Source organism: [Clostridium] ultunense DSM 10521 (assembly GCF_000511955.1).
GTDB lineage: Bacteria > Bacillota > Clostridia > Tissierellales > Tepidimicrobiaceae > Schnuerera > Schnuerera ultunensis.
Map to the genome: position 1 here is coordinate 134,544 of NZ_AZSU01000002.1, position 25,004 is coordinate 159,547.

Genomic DNA, 25,004 nt, shown 5'->3' on the forward strand with positions numbered 1-25,004 from the left:
ATGAAAATAGCAATTGCATCAGAAGGAAAAAATGTAAGTGGACATTTTGGACATTGTGAAGGATTTACCATGTATGAAATAGAAGAGAATAAGGTTTTAAATAGTGAATTTGTTCCAAATCCAGGCCATAGACCAGGGTTTCTACCCATATTTTTAAAAGAACAAGGAATTGATTTAATAATTTCTGGTGGCATGGGAGGTTCAGCTCAACAATTATTTATAGATAACGGAATAGATATAGTAGTAGGAGCAAAAGGCTCTTGTGATGATGTAATAAAAGCCTATATAAATGGAGAATTAAAATCTACTGGTTCAGTTTGCGAAGAACATAGCCATGAAGGCCATTGTAATTAAAAGCCAATTTAAATTGGCTTTTTTTTAAAAAAAGTTATTGACATATGCCCAAAAACATGTATAATATAAGTAAATGGGCATAAGCCCAAAACTAAAGGAGGAAAGGTTATGCCAAGAAGAAACGGTACTGGTCCAATGGGAATGGGTCCAATGACTGGATGGGGCAGGGGCTATTGTAGACCAAGAGGCTTTGGTGCTAGACGAGTGGATTTTGGATATGGTTATGGTAGAGGCGTAGGAAGATTTGGGGCTTGGGATGATTATGCCAGTAATCCAGAAGAAGAAAAAGTCCTATTAGAAAATGAAAAAACATTTTTAAAATCTAGACTAAAGGAAATAGAAGAAATTCTAGAAAACTTTAACGAATAATAAAAGGGTGAGGTAACTCATCCTTTTATTATGTTAGAATATAAATAGAAGGGAGATGGAAAGAATGGCTAGACCGAGAAAGAGAAGAAGAGTTTGTGGATTACCCAATCATAAAGTATTTGGTCCAGTGAATAGTAATTATGGTGGAGAATCAATAATTCTATCTGTAGAAGAATATGAAGTTATTCGTCTCATAGATCTAGAAGGCTTGGAACAAACAGAATGTGCTGAAAGGATGGATGTAGCTCGTTCCACCGTTCAAAGAATGTATTCAGAAGCCAAACGAAAGGTAGCTGATAGCATAGTAAATGGCAAGATGTTGAGGATAGAAGGCGGAGATTATATACTTTGTGAAATAGACAGGGACAAATGTATTCCTTGTAATAGAGGTGGACACAGACATAGAAGAGGTAGGGGGTAGAAGGATAAGATAAAACTTCTTCCCTTTGCTTATCCTTCTATTAACTTTCTAAATGAATTTTTTGGAATTGCCTTAGTAATATATAGGACAAATATATAGGCTAAGACGCCTATTATTAGACTAAATAGAAAAGCCCATACATTATTGGAACCATATCCATAGAGTAGTTCTATTCCATTGTATATTATTAGGACCATAATAGCCGTAGCCAGTAAAGGTTTGAAAATTATATCTACACAATCTATTTTTAATTTGATCACTTTTCTAATGGCAATAGTATCCAAAACAAAAGTAACAATACCCGACAATAAAAAGCCTATGAAAAAGCCATTTATCCCAAACCAGGGATTTCCTACTAGGTAGTATATTGTTAATACTTGAATAACCATACCTAATAGTCTATTCAAGGTAACTATCATGTGTTTCTTTAAACCATTTAATATTCCTGAAAAAGTATGTTGCAATGCTTTGAATATGGTCCCGCAGGCCATAAGGTTGATAAATTGACCAACTTTTAAATCTCCATAGAGGTAAAAACCTAATGGTTCAGAAAAGAAAATATATAATCCCGTTAGGGGAATAGCTGCCATTAAAGTAATTTTTATGGAAAATATAATATTATGCCTTACATTCCTATAGTTTTTCAATGCCATCTGCTCTGATAGATTAGGAACTAGATTTATTACCATAGCCGATGTTACGATAAAGGGAAGCATGATTAAAGGCATAGTCATACCCGTAATCCTTCCAAAGGTTGCTACTGCCTCCCTATTTGTATATCCAATTTTCATAAGATTTTGTGGGATTAATATAGAATTAATAAATCTAAGTATAACATTTAATAATCCGGATATACCTATAGGCATAGCTATAGGTAATATTTGCCTGAGAATTGTATTTATATAAATCTTATTGGGTTTAATATATTGGTTCTTTCTTTTCCAAGGCTTAAGCATGTATATAAGCCATATTAGATCGAATATTTCTCCTATAGCAATACCAGCAATTGCAATGAATGCTCCATAAATTGGTTCAACAGGGCAGATATAGTAGAGAAACCCTAGCACAATAACAAACCTAGTTACATGTTCGATAATCTGTGAAATACTAGGGACCATTATCAATTTCAATCCATAATAATATCCTCTTAAAACTGAGCTTATAGATATAACCACAATAGCTGGAATTAATAGATATAAAGCTGAAACCATTTTTTTATCTCTAAAGACCCTTAATGCAATATTTTCACTAAATAGGATTATGATTAAACTAAATATAATAGATAAAAATAGGGTTAAAATCAGAGCTACCTTTAAAGTTTTTTCAATGGCATAATGATTTTTTTGAGAATTTTGTTCTGCCACTAATCTAGATACTGCCGTTGGAATGCCGACAGTAGAAAAAATTAGAAAAATCATCAATATGGACATGGCCATCTGGAACAAACCCATAGCTTCTGCTCCTAGGAATTTCGACAACATTACATCATAAGCAAAATTGATAATCTGAATAATAAAATTTACTAAGACTAATAAAATCGATCCATAGACAAAGCCTTTTTTTCTCAAAACACCACCCCGTTACCATGAAACATAGGATTATATATATTCATTTATATGCTAGGGGGAAAATAAAATGAGTTGAAGACAATCTTTAGATTAAATATTAATTGACATCATACCCCTCTATAGTATAATAAAGTAAATAAACTTAAGGGGGATAAAAATGAAAATTATAATTGATTCAAGAGCTAAAGAATACATAAAAAAAGCCAATGAAGATAAGGCTATTACAATTAATCTTTTTGAAGCTAGTAATTGTTGAGTACCAATAGTAGAACTATCTGTTGAGATGGGAAGACCAGAAGATGAATCCTTATACAATTTGTATAGTTTAGGAGATATTAAAGTATATTGCATACCACAACTAAGGGCAAAGAATGATGAAATTAGAGTTAGATTAAGAAACTTTTTCTGGAGTAAATACTTGTATGTAGACGGATATAAAATATAATATAACATAAGGTAATGGAAGACAAAATATAGTTAAATATATTATAATATTTATAGCAATAAAATATTGGAGGCTTAATATGAAAAATAATTTATGGATCGTCCTTTTGCTGGTAGTGTTAATTCCCTCTAATGTTCATGGTGAATACATGGAACCTGTGGACACATATATGGAAAGGGCCATTGTTTTGGAAGTAGAGGAAGGGGAAGTAATAGAAGAAGTAGAGGGCATATTAACCCAAGTTCAATATGTGAAGTTAGAGATCATTAGTGGAAAATATAAAGGAAAAATATTTGAAACTGAAAATCATCTGTCGGATAATATAGCATATGATATTGTGGTAAAAAAGGGAGATAAAGTAGTAGTAGGTATTGAAGAATATGATGATGACCTTGTAGAAGTCTATGTATCAGACTATGCTCGGCAGAATTATATTTTCTACCTTCTAGGTTTGTTTGTACTGTTAATCATAGTTATTGGTAGAGAAAAGGGGATTAAGGCTGTAATAACATTGGCTATTACTATATTTATGATTATGAAGGTATTATTACCCTTGATGCTAAAGGGAATAAATCCAATTCCTATTTCTGTTCTAGTATCTATTGGTGTTACTATAATTACCATTTTTCTTATTGGAGGAATTAATAGCAAAAGTATATCTGCAATTGTAGGTACTAGCAGTGGTGTCATTATTTCTGGGCTTATAGCCTATTTTGTTGGTAGTCAGGTAAGATTAACTGGACTTAGTGCTGAAGAAGCTACTATGCTCATGTACATACCACAAGGTGTGGATTTCGATTTTAGAGGTCTATTATTTTCCGGAATAATATTAGGTGCTTTGGGAGCAATAATGGATGTGGGAATGTCCATAGCTTCATCTATAGAAGAAATCCACAATGCCAATGAGAATCTTACAAAAAGGGAACTATTCAATTCAGGAATGAATGTAGGAAAGGATATAATGGGAACTATGACCAATACATTGATATTAGCATATACGGGAAGTTCCATACCATTATTACTATTATTCATGGCCTATGAAACATCCATGATTAAAATTATAAATTTAGATATTATTGCAACAGAAATAGTTCGCTCTCTATCGGGAAGTATTGGGTTAGTACTCACTATTCCATTAACAGCTCTGATTTCAACAGTTTTGATAAAAAGGGATAAGGTTGAAAAAATGTCAAAATGAATAAATCTTTGGAGGAAAAACAATATGAAACCAAAAGTAGCATTTATATGCGTTCATAATTCATGCAGATCTCAAATGGCAGAAGCATTAGGCAAGCTATTTGCTTCAGGTATTTTTGACTCCTGTTCTGCTGGTACAGAAACAAAACCAGAAATCAATCAAGATGCAGTGAGGATAATAAAGGATTTATATGGAGTGGATATGAATAAAACCCAATATTCTAAGTTGTTAACGGATATACCAGAAGTAGATATAGTAATAAAAATGGGATGTAATGTTGTTTGTCCATATCTACCTTCTAAACATGAAGAAGACTGGGGACTAGAAGATCCAACAGGGAAAGATGATGAAGAATTTATTAAAACCGCTAGGATTATAGAAGGTAAGGTAAAGGACTTAGCTGAAAGAATTAAAAATGGTGAAATAGTATTATAGAAAATAATAATATAACTAAAAAAAGTAGATTCTTAAAAACAAGTCGGGATTTCTCGGCTTGTTTTAAATTTGTATTTTCTATTCCAAAACTAAATTAATTATTTAGCGTTAAACTATTGACAAATTACAATAACAAAGGTATTATACTTATATAACCATATAGGCATATAGGCATATAATATATTAAATTCATTTCCAAGGAGGAATATATATGGCAAATAAAACAAAATTATATTTACTTACAGGTTTTTTAGGGGCAGGAAAGACTACTTTTTTAACCAATGTTTTAAAGAATTTGACGGGTAAAAAAGTTGCAGTAATAATGAATGAATTTGGTAAAGTAGGCATAGATGGAACTATAATCGAAAAAGAAGGGATGGAACTGGTAGAGATAAACAGAGGCTCCATATTCTGTTCTTGTTTACAGCTTTCCTTTGTTTCCGCTTTAGTAGAAATGGCAGATAGGGATATGGAATATGTATTTGTTGAAAGTTCTGGCCTAGCTGACCCATCCAATATAGGGGAATTCTTAGAGGCGGTAAAGGCAGCTAAAGGGGATGTGTACGATTATAGTGGAGCCATTTGTATAGTAGATGGAGTAAATTTTCTAGATCAGATAGAAGATATAGAAACGGTAGAAAGACAGCTTAAATTTTGTCATTTAGCGATATTAAGTAAAGTAGATTTAATAGATGAATCAAAATTAAATAAGATAAAGGAAAAAATAAAAGAAATAAATCCTAAAGTAGATATAGTAGAATCCATAAATGGAGAAATAGATTATGATTTTTTAGAAAAAGATCTTTTAGAAGAAGATTGGCTTGGGGTAGAAGACACCACCAATACTCCAGAAAATAGGCCTAAAACTCTAATATTAACCTATGAAGGCAAATTAACTAAAGATGAACTTAGCCAATTCATAGATTCAATTAAAGACGATTGTTATAGAGTAAAAGGATTTTTCCAGCTAGAAGACGGTTGGAATCAAGTAGATGTAGTAGGTAAAAGGATAGATTATAAACTAACGGACAAAGGAGAAAAAAATTCTCAATTGGTTATCATATCTAAAATAGGACCTAAGATAATAAGGCCTATATTCAAGACTTGGGAAGAAATAGTAGGAAAAAAGATGATATTAAGATAAGGAGAGAGTTAAATGGATAAATTATTAAATTATTTTAAATTACTTTCCGATGAAACACGGCTTAGAATTATGGTGCTCTTATACCATGGTGAATTCTGTGTATGTCAAATCACTGGAATAACTGATATATCTCAGCCTAATGTTTCAAAACATTTGGCTAGACTTAGGGACATGGGGCTGGTAAAGGATGAAAAAAAAGAACAATATACTTTCTATTCATTAAATCTAGAGGATAAACTGTTTGAAGACATACTAACAAAAATAGTTGACAATTTAGGAAACTATCCGGTATTAAAGTTAGATTTGGAAAAGAGTAAAGCAGCAGCCAAATATATTGAATTGGCAAATATATGTAAGTAGAATAGGCGGTGATTTAGATGAATATATTCTCTTGGCTCAACGATCAGCTATTGAAGATGAAATGGCTATGGAATTTAGTTGAGTTATTAGTTGAAAAGGTTTTTAAACTATCCATGGAAACTAGAGTAGGTGGAAGTATCCATTTTTTCATATATGATACCATAAAGATCTTCATACTATTATCAGTAATGATATTTATCATATCCTTCATACAAAGTTACTTTCCGCCAGAAAGGACTAAGAAGATCATTGGCCGATTTAAGGGATTAAAAGGAAATATATTTGGAGCATTATTGGGAACTGTAACTCCTTTTTGTTCCTGCTCCAGTATTCCTATCTTTATAGGCTTTGTGTCGGCAGGACTACCTTTAGGAGCTACCTTTTCATTTTTAATCTCCTCACCTATGATCGATTTAGCTTCTCTTATGTTACTCATGTCCTTCTTTGGAACAAAGGTTGGAACAGTATATGTAGCTGTAGGACTAGTGGTAGCAGTTATCGGTGGGGTTTTAATCAATAGATTAAGAATGGAGAAATACGTGGAATCCTATGTATGGGGCGTAGAGAATGTGGATATTGAAATAGAGGAATTAACTCGTAAAGATAGGATAGAGTTTGCCAAATCCCAGGTAAAGGAAATAGTGGGTAGAGTGTGGCCCTATATTTTAATTGGAGTAGGTATAGGAGCGGGAATTCATAATTGGGTACCTCAGTCCATTATAGAAAAGGTTCTAGGGGAAGGGAATCCCTTCTCCGTATTAATAGCAACTTTTATCGGCATACCAATATATGCGGATATATTTGGCACCATCCCCATAGCAGAGGCCTTAATTGCTAAAGGAGTAGGGATTGGCACTGTAATCTCCTTTATGATGGGAGTTACTACTCTATCAATTCCATCTCTGGTTATGCTTAGTAAGGTAGTAAAACCCAAATTATTAGCTACCTTTGTGGCTATTGTAACTTTGGGGATAATAATCGTAGGATATGGACTTAATGGTCTTTCATTCCTATTAATATAAGGAAGGGTGAAAAGAGTATGGAAATTAAAATTTTAGGTACTGGTTGTTCTAAATGTGAAAAGTTGGAGAAAAATTTAGAAACAGCATTAAAAGAATTAAATGCAAAGGCGGATATAGAAAAGGTGGATAATTTGGCAGTCATAGTCAGCTATGGGGTAATGAGTACTCCAGGCCTAGTAATAGATGGGGAAGTTAAATCCATTGGTAAGGTTCCCAAAGTGAAAGAATTGAAGAAAATGCTAGGATACTAAAATTTATTTAGCCTTATTGACAGGGAATTTAAATAAGGTTACAATTATATTGGCATATGCCAATAAGACTAAGAAAGGGATGAAAAAAATGGCCGATTGCAACAATTGCCCATCAAAGGATAATTGTACTTCTCAAGATACTTGTACTATAAAAAACAATCCCAATAATTTTGTAAAGAATATAATTGGCGTCATGAGTGGTAAAGGTGGAGTTGGGAAATCTACAGTTTCTGCTTTAATTGCCAAGGATTTGAGGGACAAAGGATATAAAGTAGGGGTTATGGATGCAGATATTACAGGTCCTAGTATTCCAAGATTGTTCCAAATTGAAGGTGAAAGGGCTGTAGCCAATAATTCTGGAATAATACCTATAACTACCGAAGACGGCATTAAGATAATGTCTTTAAACCTTCTAATGGAAGAAGAAGATAATCCAGTTATCTGGAGGGGACCTATAGTTTCCAGTATAGTACAACAATTTTGGACCGATGTACTATGGGGGGAGTTAGATTATTTAATCATAGATATGCCACCAGGAACGGGAGATGTAGCTTTAACGGTTATGCAATCTATTCCAATATCTGGTATAATCATGGTATCAGTACCTCAAGATTTGGTTTCCATGATAGTGGCAAAGGCTATAAATATGGCTAAAAGATTGAATATTCCTATACTAGGTATAGTAGAGAATATGAGCTATGTACTATGTCCCGATTGTAACAAAAAGATTGAGATATTCGAAAGCGAAAATATTCTTAATTTCTTAAAAGAATATGATTTAGAGCTATTAGGTGAACTTCCTATGGGGAAGGATATAGCCAATATCTCTGTCAATAGCAATTCAAAATTAACGGAAGAGGTAAAGGATACCTTTGAACAAATTGGCAATAGAATAGTTAGCGGGTTAAATTAAATAGTATTTGGGGGAATTTATATGGCAAGACCAATTAAATGCAGGAAAGTAGAATTTCTCCCCGATACCACCTATTTCGTGCCTTCTAGTAAAGAGAATCAAGAAATTACAGAGGTAAGATTAAAACTAGAAGAATTAGAGGCTGTCAGGTTAAAAGATATGGAAGGATTAACTCAACAGGAATGTGCCGATATAATGGGAGTATCTAGGCAAACCTTCCAAAATATTTTAGATAGTGCTAGAAAGAAGATAGCTACAGCTTTAACCCAAGGGTTAGCTATTAATATAAAAGGGGGAAATTTTGCTTTTAATTTTTGTGAAATCAAATGTAATTCTTGCAATAAAACCTATGGAATTAACTATATAAGGGACAAAAGTCTATGCCCTTCATGTAAATCAGACCAGGTAGTATGTAATAGGAAGAGTAGAAGATGTGGTAGATGGTGTAGTAGATAGTATAAACCCCTATGTTTTTGGCAAAAATAAGGATAATAAAAACATGGGGGTATTATTATGGAAAAAACAAAGAATTATTATAAAGAGAAAGCCCAAAGGATAATAGAATATGCCAATATCCTATCGAAAAAATTTATAACTAAAGAGAAAACGGAAGAGGAAAAGATACTAGAGAATTTAAAAAAGGCCCAGGAAGAATGGAAAAACAAGGAGGTATATTTTCAATCGGTGACAGATCCGGACCTAGTAGATCATGCCATATATGAATTGGAAGCTTCTAGGATAAAATATATTTATTTATTAAAAAAGGTAAAGGAAAGAAATATTAGGTAATATTTACACAACCTGTCCCCTATTATATAATAAAGAATATAATGAGGGGGGATATTATGGGTTTCGGTTCAATATTTGCTTTCATCTTCGGGCTATTTTTGCTATATATTATTGGTATACTATTAGTCATTCCCATCAAGATAATTATAAAATTAATAGTAAATGGAGTCTTAGGCGGAATACTATTATTAATAGTTAATTTAATAGGTGGCCTTATAGGTATAAGCATAGTCATCAACCCATTAACGGCTATAATTGCTGGTATCTTTGGCATACCAGGTATAGTTTTACTGCTAATTATGCAAAATATATTGTAATTTTGTCCTTTTGTTTGCAAATATTGTCCATATCTGATATAAATATATTATATAATATATTTAGCAAGGAGGTAGCTACATGGCAGCAATTAAAATACAAGTAGAAAGAAGGACAGGACTGGGAAAAAACAAAGTTGATAAACTTCGCCAAGGGGACTTTGTTCCAGGAGTTGTATATGGCAAAGGCGAAGAAACAGAACATATCCAAGTGGATAGACGTAGCTTTGATAAGGTATATAGAAGTGCTGGAATGAGTACTTTAATAGACTTAGAATTAGATGGGAATATTGCGCCTGTATTAATTAAGGAAGTGCAAGTTCATCCCTTTAAAAGACAATATCTACATGTAGATTTTCAAAAACTTAATATGGATGAAACAGTTAAATTGACTATTCCTATCATCTTAGTAGGCAGGGAGAATATTGAAGACAAAGAAGCTATATTAATACAACAATTAGACGAAATCGAAATAGAATGTTTACCAATGGACATTCCACAATCAATAGAAGTAGATGTATCCCATATCGATTTCAATACTCCTGTTTTTGTATCAGACCTGGATATATTTACTAACGAAGACATCGTTGTATTTAGAGAAGCAGATGATGTAATAGCCAGTCTAATAGAGCCTACATCAGAAGAAGAATTAGAAGAACTAGAAGAAGATGTAGAAGAAATAGATGCAGACGAAGTTCCAGTAATTGGCGAAGAAGAATCAGAAGAAGAACCAGAAGAAGAATAATATATACCATAAAGAACAGGTAAGCTAAATTAGGCTTATCTGTTTTTTTTCTTTTAGTATTTGCCATTATCTCTTTATTCCTTTAAAATAGGGTTAAGGAGGAATGTTTATGGAGCAGATAGTTGAAAGGCAAAAGAGATCGACCTTTAAAACATTTTTGGTAATAATCGGATTTGTAATTCTAATCGACTTTATCATCTTCATTATGAATAGATATGTAGAAGATCTTTCCCCTTATATTGCCAATATAGCAATTATATTTTTAGTGGTAATAAGCTGCAGTTTTATACTCATTAAATATTTTTCCAAATACTCCTACATTATAGAAGAAGGCCAATTGATATTTTATCGAGTTATAGGAAAAAGAAGATTCGAAATTTTAAGAATAGATCGGCTTAATTTAATCTATATTAGACCTTATAAAGATGAAAAATATACATATAATTTTACCTTTGATAAGAAGGGAAAAGAAGTATATATTGGGGGATTTATAGACAATAATAGAAGGATGAATTTTTTATTTAACCCCAATGAACAGATACTAAAAGGACTAAAAAAAATGTTAAAAAACAAGGAGTGAAAAAAATGGGTAAAATACTATCAGCCTACCTATTTCCCCATCCTCCTATCATAGTTGAGGAAATAGGCAGGGGGCAAGAGAAAAGAGCTAACAAAACCTTAGAAGGGTCTAAAGGATTAGCAAAGGATATAAAGGAGAGAAGGCCTAGTACTATAATCATTATAACACCCCATGGTCCTTTATTTAGAGATGCCATCTCCATATCTACACAAGAATATTTAAAAGGAGATTTTAGAAACTTTGGAGTGGCCAATTTAAAACTTCAATTTGAAAACAATCTGGAACTGGTAAACAATATTTTAAAAAGAAGTGGTATAGAAGATATTCCCGTTGCAAAAATTGACGAAGATTTGGCTAAGGATTTTAATATAGACTTAGAACTAGACCATGGGGCCTTAGTTCCTCTATACTTTGTGGATAAAGAGTATAAGGATTTTAAACTTATCCACATAACCTATGGTTTACTATCGCCTAAGGAATTATATAGATTTGGACAGCTGATCCAAAACCTAGTATTGGAATCGGAAGAAGAGGTTGCCTTTATCGCCAGTGGAGACCTATCCCATAAACTATCTAATGAAGGTCCCTACTCCTATTCCCCCTATGGAGAAAAATTTGACAAAGAGTTAGTTGAACTTTTAAGAAAGGGAGATTTTAAATCCATTGTATCTTTCGACTTAAGTTTAAGTGAAAAGGCTGGAGAATGTGGTCTTCGCTCACTAATGATACTTTCGGGCTTTTTAGATGGATTTAAAATAGAACCGGAAATCCTATCCTATGAAGGCCCCTTTGGAGTAGGTTATTGTAATGCTAAATTTTCAGTATTGGGCAAGGAGAATGAAAGTAAGATATTTGAAGACTTAATTCAGATGGAAAGACAAAGGATTACCAAAACTAGAAAGGAAGAAGATGAATATGTAAGATTAGCTAGGGCTAGTTTAGAACATTATGTAAGACACAAGGAAAGAATGGAAATTCCTGATGATTTAAGCCAAGAATTATTAAATACTAGGCAGGGAGCCTTTGTAACCATAAAAAAAGATGGAATATTAAGGGGATGTATAGGCACCATAGAACCTACGCAAAAAAATTTAGCCATGGAGATTATAGAAAATGCTATTAGCGCCGGATTAAGAGATCCACGTTTTGACCCAGTAGAGGAAGAAGAACTATCCCAGCTAGTATATTCGGTAGATGTATTGATGGAGCCGGAACCCATTTCCTCTTTAGAAGAATTAGATGTAGGAAAATATGGGGTCATAGTATCTAAAGGATTTAGAAAAGGGCTGTTGTTGCCTAATTTAGAAGGGATAGATACTCCCCAAGAACAGGTTAGAATAGCCTTAAATAAAGCAGGTATACCAGAATTTGAGGATTTTAAACTAGAACGTTTTGAGGTAATAAGGCATTTTTAAGGGGGTAATATTATGGAATGCATGTATTATGAAAAAAAAGAAAATAATATGGTAAAATGTCACCTTTGTCCTCATAACTGTACCATCCAAGATGGGAATATAGGGATTTGTAAAGCTAGGAAAAATATCAACGGAACCCTTATATCTTTAAACTATGGGAAAATTACTTCCTATGCCTATGATCCCATAGAGAAGAAACCCTTATACCATTTCTATCCTGGTTCAAATATTCTATCCATAGGAAGCTTTGGTTGTAATCTAGCCTGTGATTTTTGTCAAAACTGGGAAATAGCCCACGAAGATTCTCTTACTATGGAGATAGAAGATGATGATATTATATTATTGGGGAAATCTAGAGGTTCTATTGGTATTGCCTACACCTATAATGAACCCAGTATATCCTATGAATATGTATACCATATGGCCAAGCTTGCAAAACGAGAAGGGTTAAAAAATGTATTGGTAACCAATGGGTATATAAATGAAGAACCTTTAAAACAGCTGCTACCCCATATTGACGGAATGAATATAGATTTAAAGTCCATAGAAGATGACTATTATAAAAGAATATGTAAAGGCAGTTTAAAACCAGTACAAAGAACTATTGAATTGGCGTCAAAATCTACCCATGTGGAAATAACTACTCTAATTGTAGAAGGGGAAAATAGTTCCGAGGATGAAATAGATAAATTAGCCCAATGGATTGGAAGTATAGATAAAGCCACACCTCTCCATCTATCTAAATATTTTCCTGCCTACAAGATGAAACTGCCAGAGACCACCTACGACACCCTTGTAAGGGCTAAAGAAATTGCCAAAAAATATTTAGATTATGTATATATAGGAAATGTATGGGGGATCGACAATAACACCTATTGTCCTAACTGCACTAATCAGCTTATTAATAGGTATGATAGAGGGGAAGTAAAGGGAATAAAGGATAATAGATGTGTTAAATGTGGTGAAAAGATAAATATTCTATATTAAATTTTCCCTTGCCAAGCACAAAAGGGATTTTCCATGAATAGTATATAATTATAAGGCAATAATCCTAGTAAATAAATTAGCGAGGGGCTGATTATATGAATTGCATACTTTGTAATGAAAAGAGCAAGAATAACGTTAATTTACTAGGGACGAATCTGTGTAAAGACTGTTTTACCGCCATAAGCACTATTTCCATATCTAATAAAAAGTACGATTACTATAAGGAGACAATAAAGTTAATTTTAAAAAAATATATATACAGTAAGACAATCCTAAACCCCGTAAAATGACCTACGGGGTTAAAAATTTTTATAAATAATATATAATTAATATAAATAATCAATGGCAGGTGATAATTAATGGAAACACCTATTTTTGATGAACTAAAGAAATTAAAAGATAAAAACCCAATTTCCTTCCATACTCCAGGCCATAAAGGGAAAAACACTTTAGCAAATTGGAAAGAATATATTCCCCAAATAGATATTACAGAACTACCTGGAATGGACAACCTTCATGATCCTAGGGGAATCATTAAAGAAAGTCAATCCTTAGCAGCCAAAACCTTTGGTGCAAAGGATACCTTATATTCCATAAATGGCACTACAGGAGGCATTTATATAGCCTTAGGAACTATAACCAGTCCTGGAGATAAGATATTAATCCAAAGGAATTCACACAAATCCATATATAACGGAGCTATTTTAAATAGATTGGACATAGAATACGTATATCCCAATTACAATGAGAAGTATGGCATATTTACAGGTATAGAACCAGGTACAATAGAGAAAAAGCTAAAGGAAGATTTAAAAATTAAAGCAGTAGTCCTAACATATCCAAATTACTATGGAATCTGCCCAAATATAAAAAGGATAGCAGAAATAGTCCATAAATATGATAAAATATTATTAATAGATGAAGCCCATGGTAGCCATTTTGCCTTTTCAGAAAAATTACCCATATCTGCTCTAGAGGGGGGTGCAGATATGACGGTACAAAGCATTCATAAAACTTTACCTAGTTTTACCCAAACTTCCATGATTCATGTAGGTACAGACCGGGTAAATATAGAAAAATTAAAAACCATATCTTCTCTCTATCAGACAACTAGCCCTTCCTACTTATTCATGGCTTCTTTGGAAATAGCCAGGGCCTATATGGAAGGGGAAGGAAAGGTAAGACTGGAAAAGAATATAGAAAGGATTCATAAACTAATAAAAAGATTAAGAGAAATTCCAAGGGTTTCTGTATTCACTGGAGATGAAGAGGATAAAACCATCTTCGACAAGGATATTACCAAAATACTATTTAAAATAGATGGAATAACTGGACCGGAGGTTAGTAGCTTATTAAGGGAAAATTACAATATTTACCTGGAGATGGAAGATTACCAATATTGTTTAGCATTAACCAGCCCCATGAATGATGGAAGGGATTTTGAGGTCCTAATAAAGGGCATAGAGGGGATAGCTAAAAACACATTCTACCAAGAAGTAAACCATATAAATATGGATATGCCAGAACCTAAAATAGGTTTACCAATATATGAGGCCTTTTATAGCAAAAAAAAGACTTTGGATTTAAAGGATTCTATAGGCAAACTATCTGCCTCCTTCATAACCCCATATCCGCCAGGAATACCTCTTATATGTCCAGGAGAACTGATTAGGGAAGAACTGATAGAATATATAGGGTTTTTAATGGATAAAGGTATAGAAATAGTAGGGCTTATAGGCTATAATAAAGAAAAGATAGAAGTAGTAGATTAGGAAGGGAATGACTTAATATTGAAAGGAATATTTATAACATTAGAAGGACCAGATGGATCAGGGAAGAGTACCATCATGGAATATATAGTTACCTATTTAAAAGAGAAAAAAATGGATTTTATTTGGACTAGGGAGCCAGGGGGTACTGAAATAGGGGAGAAGATTAGAAAAATTATATTAGATGAGGAAAATAAGAATATGGCTGCTGAAACGGAAGCTCTTCTTTACGCTGCCTCTAGAGGTCAACATGTCCAGGAAAAGATATTACCAGCTTTGAAGGAAGGAAAAATAGTTCTTTGTGAAAGATTCATCCTTTCAAGTTTAGCCTATCAAGGCATAGGTAGAAAATTAGGTATAGAAGAGGTAAGGATGATAAACGATTTTGCCATCAAAGGCATTAGGCCAGATTTAACATTATTTTTCTATGTAGATCCAGCAACTACTCTAAATAGAAAGACGGAACAAAGGGGAGGGGATAGATTAGAAAAAGAAGGAATAGACTTTCACAGGGAAGTATACCATGGATATATGAAGCTATTAGACATGTATCCAGAGAATACCCAAATAATAGATGCCACTAAATCTATAGAAGAGGTTTTTGAACAAAGTATATATTATATAGAAAATATCCTTAAAAGGAGGAATGAAAAATGAAACTTATAATAGCCATAGTTCAAGACCAAGATGCACCAAGTCTGGTAGATGATCTTATGGAAAAAGAATACAGAGTTACTAAATTAGCTTCCACAGGAGGATTTTTAAAATCAGGAAATACTACCCTTTTAATGGGAGTTGAAGATGATTCTGTTGATGAAGTAATAAGGATAATAGAAGACAATTGTAAGACTAGAGATATTACTACATCTTTATTAACCGTATCCATGCCAGGAGACACTTATATACCTTATCCTTTGGAAGTAAAAGTTGGAGGAGCCACCTTATTTATATTGGATGTAGAAAAGCATATTAAAATATAAATGGGAGGAATTAAGATGAAACTTATAATTGCCATAGTTCAAGACGATTATTCAACAAAGGTAATAAAAAGCCTGATGACTAAAAAATACAGAACTACTAAGCTATCTTCTACTGGTGGATTTTTAAAATCGGGAAACACTACCCTATTAATAGGAGTTGAGGATGAAAAGGTAGATGATGTCATAAAGGCCATAGAAGAAGAATGTAAAGGGAAAAAAGTCAATAAAGGAAAAGAAGAAATAAATATAGGTGGTGCTAATATATTCATATTGAATATGGAAGATTTTAAGAAGATATAGCTTGGAGGAATTTCATGGATTTTAGCAAAATAATAGGTCATGAAAGAATAGTAGAAAATTTTAAAAATGCTATAGACAAGGGACATATATCCCATTGTTATCTATTTGAGGGAGAAGAATCTTTAGGTAAAAAAAAGGTTGCATTAACCTTTGCAAAAACCCTACTTTGTAAGAATGAAGGCCTTCAGCCTTGTAATAGATGTAATTCATGTTTAAAATTCAATAATTGGAATCATCCAGATTTAAAATTAATTGAACCAGAAAAAGGCTTAATCAAGAAAAAGATAATCGATGATTTAATTAAGAATATCAATATAGCTCCCTTCGAGAGCAAAAGAAGGATAATTATTATAGATGATAGTCATGAAATGAGGATGGAGAGCCAAAATGCCTTATTAAAAACCTTAGAAGAGCCTCCATCCTATATTAATATTATTTTAATAACTTCCAATAGTAATAATCTTATACCTACAATATTATCTAGATGTCAAATAATTAAATTCTATCCGGTAGAAAAGGGGAAAATTATAGAATTCTTAAGGACAAAATATGATAAGACCGTAGAAGAAGCCAATTTTATTGCAGATTTTACAAAGGGAAGTATAGGGAAATCCATTACCCTTTCTCAATCCAAGGATTTTTTTCAAAAGCGGAATGAAATAATCGAAATAATTAATTCTATACTAAAGGGAGATAAGGCTAAAATATTCAACTCCATAGACTTCTTTATAAAAAATAAAGATGATTACGAAGAAATATTGGATATTATACTCTATTGGTTCAGGGATCTAATGATTTTTCAACAGGTAGGGGATTCAGGCCTTATAACTAACAGGGATAAAATTCCTCTATTATCTAACCAATCCTATTTAAATATAGATAGGATTAATGATATAATAGATAATATAATGGAGACAAAACAAAATATTGATAGAAATGTAAATTACCAACTAGCTATGGAAACAATGCTTTTAGGAATGCAGGAGGTTTAAATATATGATAACAGTAGTAGGTGTGAGGTTTAAAAAGGCAGGGAAGATATATTATTTTGACCCTGATGAATTAGATGTAAATAAAGATGATTACGTAGTAGTAGAAACAGCAAGGGGTATAGAATTTGGGCATGTAACAGTAGGACCAAAACAAGTGACGGAGGAGGAAATAGTCCCACCTTTAAAAAAAGTACTAAGGGTAGCTGAAGAGGAGGACTTTATAACCCATCAAAATAACAAGGATAAAGCCCAAGAGGCCTTTGGAATATGCCAACAAAAAATAGATGAACATGGTCTAGAGATGAAATTAGTAGATGTAGAATATACTTTTGATAACAATAAAGTTATCTTCTACTTTACTGCCGATGGTAGAGTGGATTTTAGGGAATTGGTAAAGGATTTAGCTGCCATATTTAAGACTAGAATAGAATTAAGACAGATCGGTGTAAGGGACGAAGCCAAAATGATAGGAGGATTAGGCCCTTGTGGGAAGCCTGTATGTTGTACTACCTTTTTAGGGGAATTTGAACCCGTTTCCATAAAAATGGCCAAGGAACAAAGCTTGTCCTTAAATCCAACCAAAATATCTGGACTATGTGGAAGGCTTATGTGTTGTCTAAAGTATGAACAGGAGGTATATGAAAAACTATTGGAAAAAATGCCAACAGTAGGCACTATAGTCATAACCCCTGAAGGCAAAGGCACCATAATTGATACCTATACATTATTGGAAATGGTAAAGGTTAAAGTAAGACTTGATGACGATACAGAGGAGTTATTCAATCATAAAATAGATGAAATAATAATTACAAATGAGAGGGATCCCCAGTATGCTCAAGAAGTGGAAGATGTAGAAGAGGATTTTGATAATTTGGAGTAAAAAATAATCCTAATTTATTATATTTACCCTTTTATTATTGAATATAATCTGATAAAATTATATCGTAGCATTAGACAAGCAATTTGGGGGGTGAAACATTTGGCATATAAAATTACCGATGCATGTATTGCATGTGGCGCTTGTGAGGCTGAATGCCCTACTGAAGCTATAAGCGCAGGAGATATTTATGTTATAGATCCAGATAAATGTATTGACTGTGGTTCCTGTGCTAACGTATGTCCAGTAGATGCACCTCAACCAGAATAATATTCAAAAATAGAAAAGACCCTAAAGCAGGGTCTTTTTTAGTAAAAATTGAGGAGAATAGAAATGAATAGAGGAATTCTTTATATATGTCCTACACCCATAGGTAATTTAGAGGATATAACCCTTAGAACTATTAGGATTTTAAAAGAAGTGGACTTAATCGCAGCAGAAGATACTAGACATACTATCAAATTATTAAACCATTATGATATAAAAAAACCTTTAATATCCTACCATGAACATAATAAAAAATCTAAAGGAGAATTATTAATAGAAAAACTAAAATCTGGGGAAAATATTGCCCTTGTCACCGATGCAGGTATGCCTGGCATATCTGACCCAGGAGAGGATCTAATCCGTTTAAGTATTGAAGAGGGAATAGAGGTAATAGTCCTACCAGGTCCTACTGCATCTATAGCTGCTTTAGTAATCTCTGGCCTTCCTACAGATAAATTTGTATTCGAAGGTTTCCTGCCTTCTAAAAAGAGGGACAGGATAAAGGAATTGGAAAGATTAAAATCCGAAACCAGGACTATAATCCTCTATGAAGCCCCTCATAGGCTATTAACCCTATTAAAGGATATGGAGAAGGTTTTAGGCAATAGACAGATATCCATATCAAGAGAATTAACCAAGCTACATGAGGAAACCTTTAGAGGATATCTATCCGAAGGAATAGAAAAATTTGAAACCCAAAAGCCCAAAGGAGAGTTTGTCCTAATAGTAAAAGGGGCAGAAATAAAAGAGGAGGATTTATTTGAAGGTATTAATATAAAAGAACATATAAAACTATATATGGAGGAAGGTCTGTCTAAAAGAGATGCGGTAAAAAAGGTAGCTGAAGATAGGGGGATATCTAGGAACTTAGTCTATAAGGAGAGCATAAATATAGAATAAAAATACCCGTCATTATAGGCGGGCATTAATATTACTTTCTTAAATCTTCCATACAAGCTGGACAGATATTTTTGCCTTTATAGGTAATAACGTCCTTAGCTTGTCCACAGAAGATGCAAGCGGGAGCATATTTCTTCAGAACAATATGTTCTCCGTCAACAAATATTTCCAATGCATCTTTTACTTCAATATCTAAATTTCTCCTTAGTTCAATTGGTATAACAACTCTACCTAATTCATCTACCTTTCTTACTATTCCAGTTGACTTCATAAATCATTCCTCCTATATTAATTGTTAAATCGACTTTATTCTACAATAAAAGAATACCATAACTGCCAAAATAAGTCAACACTTAATGTTAAAATATATGCAAATAATTTCATATTTTGTCTACCATCTAATAAGAGGTGAAAAAATGTATAATATCAATGAAGAATTAAAGGACAAGATCCTTTATCTAAATAAGGTTTTACTGGATAAATATAAGGATCTATTATCTTTAGATAAAGATTTTATTAGACGTTTTATAAAGAAAAATGTAGGACCGATTAAAAAACTAGAGAAGCTAACTACAGATGAACTATCCTATTATTCACAAGGAGGAGGGATATTGGGGGTAGATGGTTCTAACAACAGGGTTGGCGGGGCTTATCCCCATTTTGTGGAAGTATACCAAGGATTAGCTAAGTCAACGGTCCATAGGAATCAACCCATATACAAAACCGACTTCTACACTCCCCTATATTCTGAAGAGGAAGAGAAGGATATTTTAGAAAACTCTATGGAAATAGACCAATCCATAAGGAGCAAAAAGCTTTCCACCATAGAAGTAGAGGCGGCATTGGAAGGAGTCCGTAAGTTTAACCCCTATGCAGTAATAATGGATGGTTCTCTCATTCGATACTATATAGAAAGCTTCGATAAATGGATGGAGTTAAGGAAAGAATGCGAAGAAAAGGATATAATATTAATAGGGGTAATAAAGGATATTAAGACCTCCATAATAGGAGAATTACTCATAAAGAATAAAGCCCTATCCATAAAGGAACCCCTTCATGACAGAGAATTATTATACGGTCTATTAGAATATGGAGAAATGGTTCCAATTCAAGCGGAAGTAACCAAGAAAGCCGAGGAAGGCTTCTCCTCCCTATTTATGAGAACTTCAGAAGCTCCCAATGTAATAGGTATGGATATATTAGATAGCCAAAGTAGATATTTAGAGGATATGGCAAGACTAGTCTTTAGTCTAACCCCTAAGGATGGCAGAGGAGTACCTCTATGGATAGATATAGTAGATTGTGAAGTTAGAATACCCGATAAGATGATAAGAGGATTACTTGAATCCTATTTAGATAGGGAAATATTGGAGAAGTTCTTCATATCTGAAAGAGATAAGAGGACATTATAGGAGGTGTGAAAATGCAAGTAGTTGGTATTACTACTCAACAAGAAGTATATATAGGTTCTAAAGACAGGAATTTTAGGATTAATGAATTTTTAATCATTGTAGACCCTTATCAAGGAGATTTAATAGGAGAAGTAGTAGAGGCTAAGACCTATAATAGATATATGCCCCTAAGTATGCATGGGGAGCTAGCCGATAGTTCTGTAATAGAGTCTTTAAAGGCCATAGGATACAATATAGAAGAGGATACCATATACATAGGAAAGATAAGGCTTTTAAACGAAGCTCTGTATCCAGTAGAAACCGGGTCCAATGTAAGGGTACCTGCATTTTATGAAGTAAAGGATTTAATGATAAAATCCTCCCCAGATGAAGGCCTAGTATTAGGAATAATAAAGAATACAGATCAAATGGCAGCTAATATGGATGAAAAGTATAAAGACCTGCTATATACCTTTGAGGAAGGAGAACTAAGAAAGCAAAAGGATATTCCCTATATATTCGATATAAAATCTATGCATCAATATCCTCATATTGGAGTATTTGGCGGTTCTGGCTCAGGGAAATCCTTTGGCCTTAGGGTAGTGTTGGAGGAATTAATGGATTTAAACATTCCCACCATAGTATTAGATCCTCATTTTGAAATGGATTTTAGTGAAATAGGTCAATATATGCCTAAAGAAAAAATAGATGATTATAAGGACAAATTCAAATGCTTACAAGTAGGATTCCATGTAGGAGTTCGATTTGAAGATTTATCCCATCAGGATATAAAAAATTTATTAGATGCATCCAGTCCATTAACAGATGCTATGAGCAATGTGGTAGATATATTATTTAAAAGGAATGATTCCTATAATAGTTTCTATAACCGGCTTAAAATGTTAGCTGAAGCCCAAGAAGAAGGCTCCTTAGATAGAATAGTTAGAAGGATAGAAGAAAGTAGTTCCGATTTAGAAAGACAAGGCTGGCAAAAGAGGAAAGAAATATATTTAAACTATGATAAAACTTGTCCCTATAGTTCCGTTAGGGGAATTATATGGAGATTGAATAGGCTGGACAATGAAGGAATATTTAGCAAGGATATTAAACCCATTGAAGAAGGATTATATATGGGTAAATTAATAGTAATCCAAGGTAGCACTAGGATACTCCAAGTATTTAGCACCTATTTATTAAACAATCTATACCATAAGAGAAGGGATTATAAAGACGCCTTATATAAGAAGACCACTGCAGACTATTTTCCGCCTTTCATAGTAGTAACTGACGAAGCCCATAATTTTGCGCCAAAAGGCTATGATTCCCCATCTAAATCCATATTAAAGGAAATATCCCAAGAAGGTAGAAAATATGGTGCTTTCCTAATATTAGCTACCCAAAGACCAACTTTATTAGATGAGACCATAACCGCCCAATTGAATACTAAATTCATATTTAGAACCGTAAGAGCTTCAGATATACAAACTATAAAAGAGGAAACAGATATAACAGAAGAAGAAGCACGAAGGCTACCCTATTTAAGAACAGGGGATGTATTCATATCGGAGGCCTCCATGGGAAGGACTATATTTGCCAGAATTAGAGCAGCCAATACTACCAGCCCCCATAGAGAAAATCCTTTCGATGAACTGAAAAATAAAGCCAAGGAAGACGATAATAAATTTTTAGAAATAATAGTAGATAAACTACCCATCAATGGGGACGATTTTATAAACGTAATAAAGGAAATAGAATCGGAAACAGGTCTTACCTATCCTATAGGCCTCTTTGAGGAAAAACTTAATGACTTAGTAGAAAAAGGACTATTAAAAAAAGAAAAAACCCCATTTTTCAACATATATAAAAAATAAACTCCCAATAAGTTCCCTTAACGGTGCCTGGCACCGTTAAGGGAACTTATTCAATATTCTGAAAGTACAATAATTAAATTCTATAAATATTACTCAAACTCCTTTCATATAGTTCTATGAAAGGGGTTTTTTTTATGATCAATACCGTATGGTTTCTAATGATATTTATTGGTATTTTATATGGAGCATTTACAGGTAATTTAGGGGAGTTAAATAATATTATTTTAAAGGAAGCTCAAGAGGGGGTTACCTTTGCAATAAGCCTTATTGGTATAATGTGTTTCTGGTTAGGTATGATGAATATTGCAGAAAAATCTGGTTTAATAAAGAGTATATCAAGGGGTTTTAGACCCATAGTAAGGCTATTATTTCCTGATATACCTAAAGACCATCCAGCGGAAAGGTGGGTATTGATGAATTTTATAGCCAATATGTTTGGAGTAGGAAATGGTGCCACTGCCTTTGGCCTTAAGGCTATGAAAGAATTAGATAGCTTAAATCCCAATAAAAAGAAAGCCACCAACGCCATGGCCATGTTCTTAATAATAAATATGTCTTCTCTACAATTAGTGCCCCTAACGGTAGTAAAACTGCGATACGACTATGGCTCTAAAAATCCTACAGGGATAATAGGGATTACCATATTAGCCACTTTCCTATCCACCATAGTAGCTATAATAGTTGGAAAAATATTTGAAGGGGGAAAAAAATGTTAGAGATTATCTCCTTAGGAATAGTACCTTTTATGGTACTCATTATCCTTAGCCACGGATATATAAAAAGGGTAGATATTTATTCTGCTTTTACTGAAGGGGCAGTGGAAGGATTTAAAACCGCCATTAAGATTATGCCCTATTTAATAGCTATATTCATAGCCATTGGCATATTTAGAGGTTCCAATGCTTTAGATATGTTTATCGATCTTTTAGCACCCATAACCAAATTATTAGGCATACCAAAGGAAATTTTGCCCTTGATTTTCATAAGACCTATATCTGGCTCTGGAGCATTAGGTGTAGTAAAGGATATTATAAGTTATTATGGGCCAGATTCCTTTCCTGGAGTCGTGGCTTCCGTCATGATGGGCTCCTCAGAAACCATATTCTATACCATAGCTCTATACTTTGGTTCCATCGGAGTAAAAGACCAGGGCCACACTTTAAAAGCAGCCCTGATATCCTACATAATATCCATATTTATCACAATATTCATATGTGGAACTTTTTACAATTGACAAAACTAATCTAATATATAAACCTTCACTTTTCGTCTACCAAAGTTTCTGACTTCTCTAGCTGTATTAAAAAACAAGTCGATTTTATTACCTTTAATAGCTCCACCTGTGTCCTCAGCTATACAAAAACCATAATCTTTGGTACTGTCAAGGCTTTCCACATATAATCTGGTACCTAAAGGTATTACCCTTGGGTCAACGGCTACAACTCCAGGTCTGGCCTTAGTGCCAGAGGCTGTAATACCGTAGTATCTGTCCCCAGGTCGTTTACCAGTACTTTTATAGGATAGATCATATGCTGTTGCTGTCATAGTAATAGTTTTTCTATATCTTATATTTCCTCTAGAGGAAGCTATTGTGTTTCTAGTTCCTTTTTCTGTTATTTTAGGAATGGGTTCCTTAACAATTTCTTCCCCTATAATCTTTTCTGAAACAAGTTTACCATTTTCAAATACCTTTTTAACCTTTATATTTTTTAATCCATCTTTTCCCTCTTGGATGTCTTTTTCTACACCTATATCCAACCTATCGGTTTTCTTAACCATCTTTTCATGGGGAATGGATTCTTCAAATTCTTCAACTACTTCCTCAACCTTAATGACTTCAATCTCTGTGCCAGGGATAGCCTCTTCATCAAGGCTAGGATAAGTATAATCTTTTTCCCCCAGTTCCACATTTAAATCCTTTAATATATCTTGGACCTTAACATGAACGGATTTAACTTCCCCTTTCCTATCCCCTAAGGCTAATATATAAGGTTTAGATGTCTTTATAATTATATTCATATTATTTTCTAATTTAGTGTCCAAAGGAACGTTTATATATGCATCCTTGTCTAAGACGATATCTTCTAGTTTAAGTAACTCCTCTACTGTATCAGCATAGGTTGTCACTTCTCTTTTCTCTTCATCAATAGAGATAGTAATATCCTTAGCTGTATGCATATATACTCCCAAAGATAAACTTGCAGTTATAGCGAGGACAGTCAACATTTTAAAATGGTTAGCCTTTTTGGCTGGAAATTCTTCCATCTTTTTTTACCTCCTATATTTTGACTAGATAGTATTCTATTCAAAAAGGATTTTACTGTCAAATATTTATCCATATTATTCC

At 33.3% G+C, this 25,004-nt stretch carries 33 protein-coding genes; 30 read left to right on the forward strand and 3 right to left on the reverse strand.

What is annotated here, in order from left to right:
- The 3 genes from CUL_RS0103495 to CUL_RS0103505 all read left to right on the forward strand — a co-directional run bounded on the left by CUL_RS0103495 (position 1) and on the right by CUL_RS0103505 (position 1,144).
- Positions 1-354, forward strand: a complete 354-nt coding sequence (locus tag CUL_RS0103495) for a NifB/NifX family molybdenum-iron cluster-binding protein (RefSeq protein WP_025640506.1) — start codon at positions 1-3, stop codon at positions 352-354.
- Between the two features lie 108 nt (positions 355-462).
- On the forward strand, positions 463-723 hold the full coding sequence (locus tag CUL_RS0103500) for a DUF5320 domain-containing protein (RefSeq protein ID WP_005587831.1): 261 nt from the start codon (positions 463-465) through the stop codon (positions 721-723).
- A gap of 64 nt (positions 724-787) precedes the next feature.
- Positions 788-1,144 carry a DUF134 domain-containing protein gene (locus CUL_RS0103505; RefSeq protein WP_005587833.1) on the forward strand — a complete coding sequence of 119 codons (357 nt, stop codon included), beginning with the start codon at positions 788-790 and terminating at the stop codon, positions 1,142-1,144.
- 29 nt (positions 1,145-1,173) lie between these two features.
- Here CUL_RS0103505 and CUL_RS0103510 read toward each other — a convergent pair whose 3' ends face one another.
- The gene (locus tag CUL_RS0103510; RefSeq protein WP_025640507.1) at positions 1,174-2,712 is read right to left on the reverse strand and encodes a putative polysaccharide biosynthesis protein; all 1,539 of its coding nucleotides are present in this window, start codon (positions 2,710-2,712) and stop codon (positions 1,174-1,176) included.
- 524 nt (positions 2,713-3,236) lie between these two features.
- Here CUL_RS0103510 and CUL_RS0103520 point away from each other — a divergent pair.
- The 23 genes from CUL_RS0103520 to rsmI all read left to right on the forward strand — a co-directional run bounded on the left by CUL_RS0103520 (position 3,237) and on the right by rsmI (position 19,395).
- Positions 3,237-4,355, forward strand: a complete 1,119-nt coding sequence (locus CUL_RS0103520) for a YibE/F family protein (protein WP_005587836.1) — start codon at positions 3,237-3,239, stop codon at positions 4,353-4,355.
- Positions 4,356-4,379: 24 nt separating this feature from the next.
- Positions 4,380-4,790 (forward strand): arsenate reductase ArsC, encoded by a 411-nt coding sequence (locus CUL_RS0103525; RefSeq protein WP_005587837.1) that lies wholly within the window; start codon positions 4,380-4,382, stop codon positions 4,788-4,790.
- A 211-nt stretch (positions 4,791-5,001) separates the two neighbouring features.
- The gene (locus CUL_RS0103530; RefSeq protein WP_025640508.1) at positions 5,002-5,934 is read left to right on the forward strand and encodes a CobW family GTP-binding protein; all 933 of its coding nucleotides are present in this window, start codon (positions 5,002-5,004) and stop codon (positions 5,932-5,934) included.
- A gap of 12 nt (positions 5,935-5,946) precedes the next feature.
- On the forward strand, positions 5,947-6,294 hold the full coding sequence (locus tag CUL_RS0103535; protein WP_005587838.1) for an ArsR/SmtB family transcription factor: 348 nt from the start codon (positions 5,947-5,949) through the stop codon (positions 6,292-6,294).
- 17 nt (positions 6,295-6,311) lie between these two features.
- The gene (locus tag CUL_RS0103540) at positions 6,312-7,316 is read left to right on the forward strand and encodes a permease (RefSeq protein WP_005587839.1); all 1,005 of its coding nucleotides are present in this window, start codon (positions 6,312-6,314) and stop codon (positions 7,314-7,316) included.
- A 17-nt stretch (positions 7,317-7,333) separates the two neighbouring features.
- A complete protein-coding gene (locus CUL_RS0103545; RefSeq protein WP_005587841.1) occupies positions 7,334-7,567 on the forward strand; it encodes a thioredoxin family protein in 234 nt (77 codons plus the stop codon).
- 88 nt (positions 7,568-7,655) lie between these two features.
- Positions 7,656-8,480 carry an Mrp/NBP35 family ATP-binding protein gene (locus CUL_RS0103550; protein WP_025640509.1) on the forward strand — a complete coding sequence of 275 codons (825 nt, stop codon included), beginning with the start codon at positions 7,656-7,658 and terminating at the stop codon, positions 8,478-8,480.
- Positions 8,481-8,501: 21 nt separating this feature from the next.
- Positions 8,502-8,936: a DUF134 domain-containing protein gene (locus tag CUL_RS0103555; RefSeq protein ID WP_005587843.1), complete on the forward strand. Its 435-nt coding sequence runs from the start codon at positions 8,502-8,504 to the stop codon at positions 8,934-8,936.
- 57 nt (positions 8,937-8,993) lie between these two features.
- Complete coding sequence (locus CUL_RS0103560) at positions 8,994-9,269, forward strand: DUF2508 family protein (protein ID WP_005587844.1); 276 nt, start codon at positions 8,994-8,996, stop codon at positions 9,267-9,269.
- Positions 9,270-9,325: 56 nt separating this feature from the next.
- Positions 9,326-9,586 carry a pro-sigmaK processing inhibitor BofA family protein gene (locus CUL_RS0103565; protein WP_051403491.1) on the forward strand — a complete coding sequence of 87 codons (261 nt, stop codon included), beginning with the start codon at positions 9,326-9,328 and terminating at the stop codon, positions 9,584-9,586.
- 79 nt (positions 9,587-9,665) lie between these two features.
- Positions 9,666-10,328, forward strand: a complete 663-nt coding sequence (locus tag CUL_RS0103570) for a 50S ribosomal protein L25 (RefSeq protein WP_005587846.1) — start codon at positions 9,666-9,668, stop codon at positions 10,326-10,328.
- A gap of 109 nt (positions 10,329-10,437) precedes the next feature.
- Positions 10,438-10,908: a DUF6106 family protein gene (locus tag CUL_RS0103575; RefSeq protein ID WP_005587847.1), complete on the forward strand. Its 471-nt coding sequence runs from the start codon at positions 10,438-10,440 to the stop codon at positions 10,906-10,908.
- 5 nt (positions 10,909-10,913) lie between these two features.
- Positions 10,914-12,323, forward strand: a complete 1,410-nt coding sequence (gene amrA, locus CUL_RS0103580; RefSeq protein WP_025640512.1) for an AmmeMemoRadiSam system protein A — start codon at positions 10,914-10,916, stop codon at positions 12,321-12,323.
- Positions 12,324-12,335: 12 nt separating this feature from the next.
- On the forward strand, positions 12,336-13,310 hold the full coding sequence (gene amrS, locus CUL_RS0103585) for an AmmeMemoRadiSam system radical SAM enzyme (RefSeq protein WP_035142788.1): 975 nt from the start codon (positions 12,336-12,338) through the stop codon (positions 13,308-13,310).
- A gap of 95 nt (positions 13,311-13,405) precedes the next feature.
- On the forward strand, positions 13,406-13,600 hold the full coding sequence (locus CUL_RS20105; protein WP_005587850.1) for a sigma factor G inhibitor Gin: 195 nt from the start codon (positions 13,406-13,408) through the stop codon (positions 13,598-13,600).
- Between the two features lie 69 nt (positions 13,601-13,669).
- Positions 13,670-15,082 (forward strand): aminotransferase class I/II-fold pyridoxal phosphate-dependent enzyme, encoded by a 1,413-nt coding sequence (locus CUL_RS0103590; RefSeq protein WP_005587851.1) that lies wholly within the window; start codon positions 13,670-13,672, stop codon positions 15,080-15,082.
- A gap of 18 nt (positions 15,083-15,100) precedes the next feature.
- Positions 15,101-15,736: a dTMP kinase gene (tmk, locus tag CUL_RS0103595; RefSeq protein WP_005587852.1), complete on the forward strand. Its 636-nt coding sequence runs from the start codon at positions 15,101-15,103 to the stop codon at positions 15,734-15,736.
- Positions 15,733-16,059 carry a cyclic di-AMP receptor DarA gene (locus CUL_RS0103600; RefSeq protein WP_005587853.1) on the forward strand — a complete coding sequence of 109 codons (327 nt, stop codon included), beginning with the start codon at positions 15,733-15,735 and terminating at the stop codon, positions 16,057-16,059. The genes tmk and CUL_RS0103600 overlap by 4 nt, the downstream gene beginning before the upstream one ends.
- 15 nt (positions 16,060-16,074) lie before the next feature.
- A complete protein-coding gene (locus CUL_RS0103605) occupies positions 16,075-16,359 on the forward strand; it encodes a cyclic-di-AMP receptor (protein ID WP_035142790.1) in 285 nt (94 codons plus the stop codon).
- Positions 16,360-16,373: 14 nt separating this feature from the next.
- Positions 16,374-17,351, forward strand: coding sequence for a DNA polymerase III subunit delta' (gene holB / locus CUL_RS0103610; protein WP_025640515.1), 978 nt, complete (start codon positions 16,374-16,376; stop codon positions 17,349-17,351).
- Between the two features lie 4 nt (positions 17,352-17,355).
- Positions 17,356-18,231 (forward strand): PSP1 domain-containing protein, encoded by an 876-nt coding sequence (locus CUL_RS0103615; RefSeq protein ID WP_005582913.1) that lies wholly within the window; start codon positions 17,356-17,358, stop codon positions 18,229-18,231.
- Positions 18,232-18,330: 99 nt separating this feature from the next.
- The gene (locus tag CUL_RS0103620) at positions 18,331-18,498 is read left to right on the forward strand and encodes a 4Fe-4S ferredoxin (protein ID WP_005582914.1); all 168 of its coding nucleotides are present in this window, start codon (positions 18,331-18,333) and stop codon (positions 18,496-18,498) included.
- A 63-nt stretch (positions 18,499-18,561) separates the two neighbouring features.
- A complete protein-coding gene (gene rsmI, locus CUL_RS0103625; RefSeq protein ID WP_005582915.1) occupies positions 18,562-19,395 on the forward strand; it encodes a 16S rRNA (cytidine(1402)-2'-O)-methyltransferase in 834 nt (277 codons plus the stop codon).
- Between the two features lie 31 nt (positions 19,396-19,426).
- Here rsmI and CUL_RS19860 read toward each other — a convergent pair whose 3' ends face one another.
- Positions 19,427-19,666: an AbrB/MazE/SpoVT family DNA-binding domain-containing protein gene (locus CUL_RS19860; RefSeq protein ID WP_005582916.1), complete on the reverse strand. Its 240-nt coding sequence runs from the start codon at positions 19,664-19,666 to the stop codon at positions 19,427-19,429.
- A 145-nt stretch (positions 19,667-19,811) separates the two neighbouring features.
- Between CUL_RS19860 and CUL_RS0103635 the strand changes: the two genes are divergently transcribed.
- From CUL_RS0103635 to CUL_RS0103650, 4 genes are all read left to right on the forward strand, one after another.
- Positions 19,812-20,807, forward strand: coding sequence for a DNA double-strand break repair nuclease NurA (locus CUL_RS0103635; RefSeq protein ID WP_025640516.1), 996 nt, complete (start codon positions 19,812-19,814; stop codon positions 20,805-20,807).
- Between the two features lie 11 nt (positions 20,808-20,818).
- The gene (locus tag CUL_RS0103640) at positions 20,819-22,657 is read left to right on the forward strand and encodes an ATP-binding protein (protein WP_005582918.1); all 1,839 of its coding nucleotides are present in this window, start codon (positions 20,819-20,821) and stop codon (positions 22,655-22,657) included.
- 134 nt (positions 22,658-22,791) lie between these two features.
- On the forward strand, positions 22,792-23,373 hold the full coding sequence (locus CUL_RS0103645) for a nucleoside recognition domain-containing protein (protein ID WP_005582919.1): 582 nt from the start codon (positions 22,792-22,794) through the stop codon (positions 23,371-23,373).
- Entirely contained in the window at positions 23,367-23,891 is a 525-nt protein-coding gene (locus tag CUL_RS0103650; RefSeq protein WP_005582921.1) for a spore maturation protein, read from the forward strand. The genes CUL_RS0103645 and CUL_RS0103650 overlap by 7 nt, the downstream gene beginning before the upstream one ends.
- Positions 23,892-23,896: 5 nt before the next feature.
- On the opposite strand, the gene CUL_RS0103655 is transcribed toward CUL_RS0103650, so the two are convergent.
- Positions 23,897-24,922 (reverse strand): resuscitation-promoting factor, encoded by a 1,026-nt coding sequence (locus tag CUL_RS0103655; RefSeq protein WP_005582923.1) that lies wholly within the window; start codon positions 24,920-24,922, stop codon positions 23,897-23,899.
- Positions 24,923-25,004 lie beyond the last annotated feature (82 nt).

Excerpts from the sequence above, each read along its gene's own strand:
- CUL_RS0103500 (WP_005587831.1), top strand. The coding sequence starts at position 463 with ATGCCAAGAAGAAACGGTACTGGTCCAATGGGAATGGGTCCAATGACT.
- CUL_RS0103570 (WP_005587846.1), top strand. The coding sequence starts at position 9,666 with ATGGCAGCAATTAAAATACAAGTAGAAAGAAGGACAGGACTGGGAAAA.
- CUL_RS19860 (WP_005582916.1), bottom strand. The coding sequence starts at position 19,666 with ATGAAGTCAACTGGAATAGTAAGAAAGGTAGATGAATTAGGTAGAGTT.
- CUL_RS0103575 (WP_005587847.1), top strand. The coding sequence starts at position 10,438 with ATGGAGCAGATAGTTGAAAGGCAAAAGAGATCGACCTTTAAAACATTT.
- rsmI (WP_005582915.1), top strand. The coding sequence starts at position 18,562 with ATGAATAGAGGAATTCTTTATATATGTCCTACACCCATAGGTAATTTA.
- CUL_RS0103635 (WP_025640516.1), top strand. The coding sequence starts at position 19,812 with ATGTATAATATCAATGAAGAATTAAAGGACAAGATCCTTTATCTAAAT.
- CUL_RS0103560 (WP_005587844.1), top strand. The coding sequence starts at position 8,994 with ATGGAAAAAACAAAGAATTATTATAAAGAGAAAGCCCAAAGGATAATA.
- CUL_RS0103545 (WP_005587841.1), top strand. The coding sequence starts at position 7,334 with ATGGAAATTAAAATTTTAGGTACTGGTTGTTCTAAATGTGAAAAGTTG.
- amrS (WP_035142788.1), top strand. The coding sequence starts at position 12,336 with ATGGAATGCATGTATTATGAAAAAAAAGAAAATAATATGGTAAAATGT.
- CUL_RS0103520 (WP_005587836.1), top strand. The coding sequence starts at position 3,237 with ATGAAAAATAATTTATGGATCGTCCTTTTGCTGGTAGTGTTAATTCCC.
- CUL_RS0103555 (WP_005587843.1), top strand. The coding sequence starts at position 8,502 with ATGGCAAGACCAATTAAATGCAGGAAAGTAGAATTTCTCCCCGATACC.
- CUL_RS0103495 (WP_025640506.1), top strand. The coding sequence starts at position 1 with ATGAAAATAGCAATTGCATCAGAAGGAAAAAATGTAAGTGGACATTTT.
- CUL_RS0103550 (WP_025640509.1), top strand. The coding sequence starts at position 7,656 with ATGGCCGATTGCAACAATTGCCCATCAAAGGATAATTGTACTTCTCAA.
- holB (WP_025640515.1), top strand. The coding sequence starts at position 16,374 with ATGGATTTTAGCAAAATAATAGGTCATGAAAGAATAGTAGAAAATTTT.
- CUL_RS0103540 (WP_005587839.1), top strand. The coding sequence starts at position 6,312 with ATGAATATATTCTCTTGGCTCAACGATCAGCTATTGAAGATGAAATGG.
- CUL_RS0103645 (WP_005582919.1), top strand. The coding sequence starts at position 22,792 with ATGATCAATACCGTATGGTTTCTAATGATATTTATTGGTATTTTATAT.
- amrA (WP_025640512.1), top strand. The coding sequence starts at position 10,914 with ATGGGTAAAATACTATCAGCCTACCTATTTCCCCATCCTCCTATCATA.
- CUL_RS0103650 (WP_005582921.1), top strand. The coding sequence starts at position 23,367 with ATGTTAGAGATTATCTCCTTAGGAATAGTACCTTTTATGGTACTCATT.
- CUL_RS0103505 (WP_005587833.1), top strand. The coding sequence starts at position 788 with ATGGCTAGACCGAGAAAGAGAAGAAGAGTTTGTGGATTACCCAATCAT.
- CUL_RS0103640 (WP_005582918.1), top strand. The coding sequence starts at position 20,819 with ATGCAAGTAGTTGGTATTACTACTCAACAAGAAGTATATATAGGTTCT.
- CUL_RS0103600 (WP_005587853.1), top strand. The coding sequence starts at position 15,733 with ATGAAACTTATAATAGCCATAGTTCAAGACCAAGATGCACCAAGTCTG.
- CUL_RS0103615 (WP_005582913.1), top strand. The coding sequence starts at position 17,356 with ATGATAACAGTAGTAGGTGTGAGGTTTAAAAAGGCAGGGAAGATATAT.
- CUL_RS0103525 (WP_005587837.1), top strand. The coding sequence starts at position 4,380 with ATGAAACCAAAAGTAGCATTTATATGCGTTCATAATTCATGCAGATCT.
- CUL_RS0103590 (WP_005587851.1), top strand. The coding sequence starts at position 13,670 with ATGGAAACACCTATTTTTGATGAACTAAAGAAATTAAAAGATAAAAAC.
- CUL_RS0103535 (WP_005587838.1), top strand. The coding sequence starts at position 5,947 with ATGGATAAATTATTAAATTATTTTAAATTACTTTCCGATGAAACACGG.
- CUL_RS0103530 (WP_025640508.1), top strand. The coding sequence starts at position 5,002 with ATGGCAAATAAAACAAAATTATATTTACTTACAGGTTTTTTAGGGGCA.
- CUL_RS0103565 (WP_051403491.1), top strand. The coding sequence starts at position 9,326 with ATGGGTTTCGGTTCAATATTTGCTTTCATCTTCGGGCTATTTTTGCTA.
- CUL_RS0103655 (WP_005582923.1), bottom strand. The coding sequence starts at position 24,922 with ATGGAAGAATTTCCAGCCAAAAAGGCTAACCATTTTAAAATGTTGACT.
- CUL_RS20105 (WP_005587850.1), top strand. The coding sequence starts at position 13,406 with ATGAATTGCATACTTTGTAATGAAAAGAGCAAGAATAACGTTAATTTA.
- CUL_RS0103605 (WP_035142790.1), top strand. The coding sequence starts at position 16,075 with ATGAAACTTATAATTGCCATAGTTCAAGACGATTATTCAACAAAGGTA.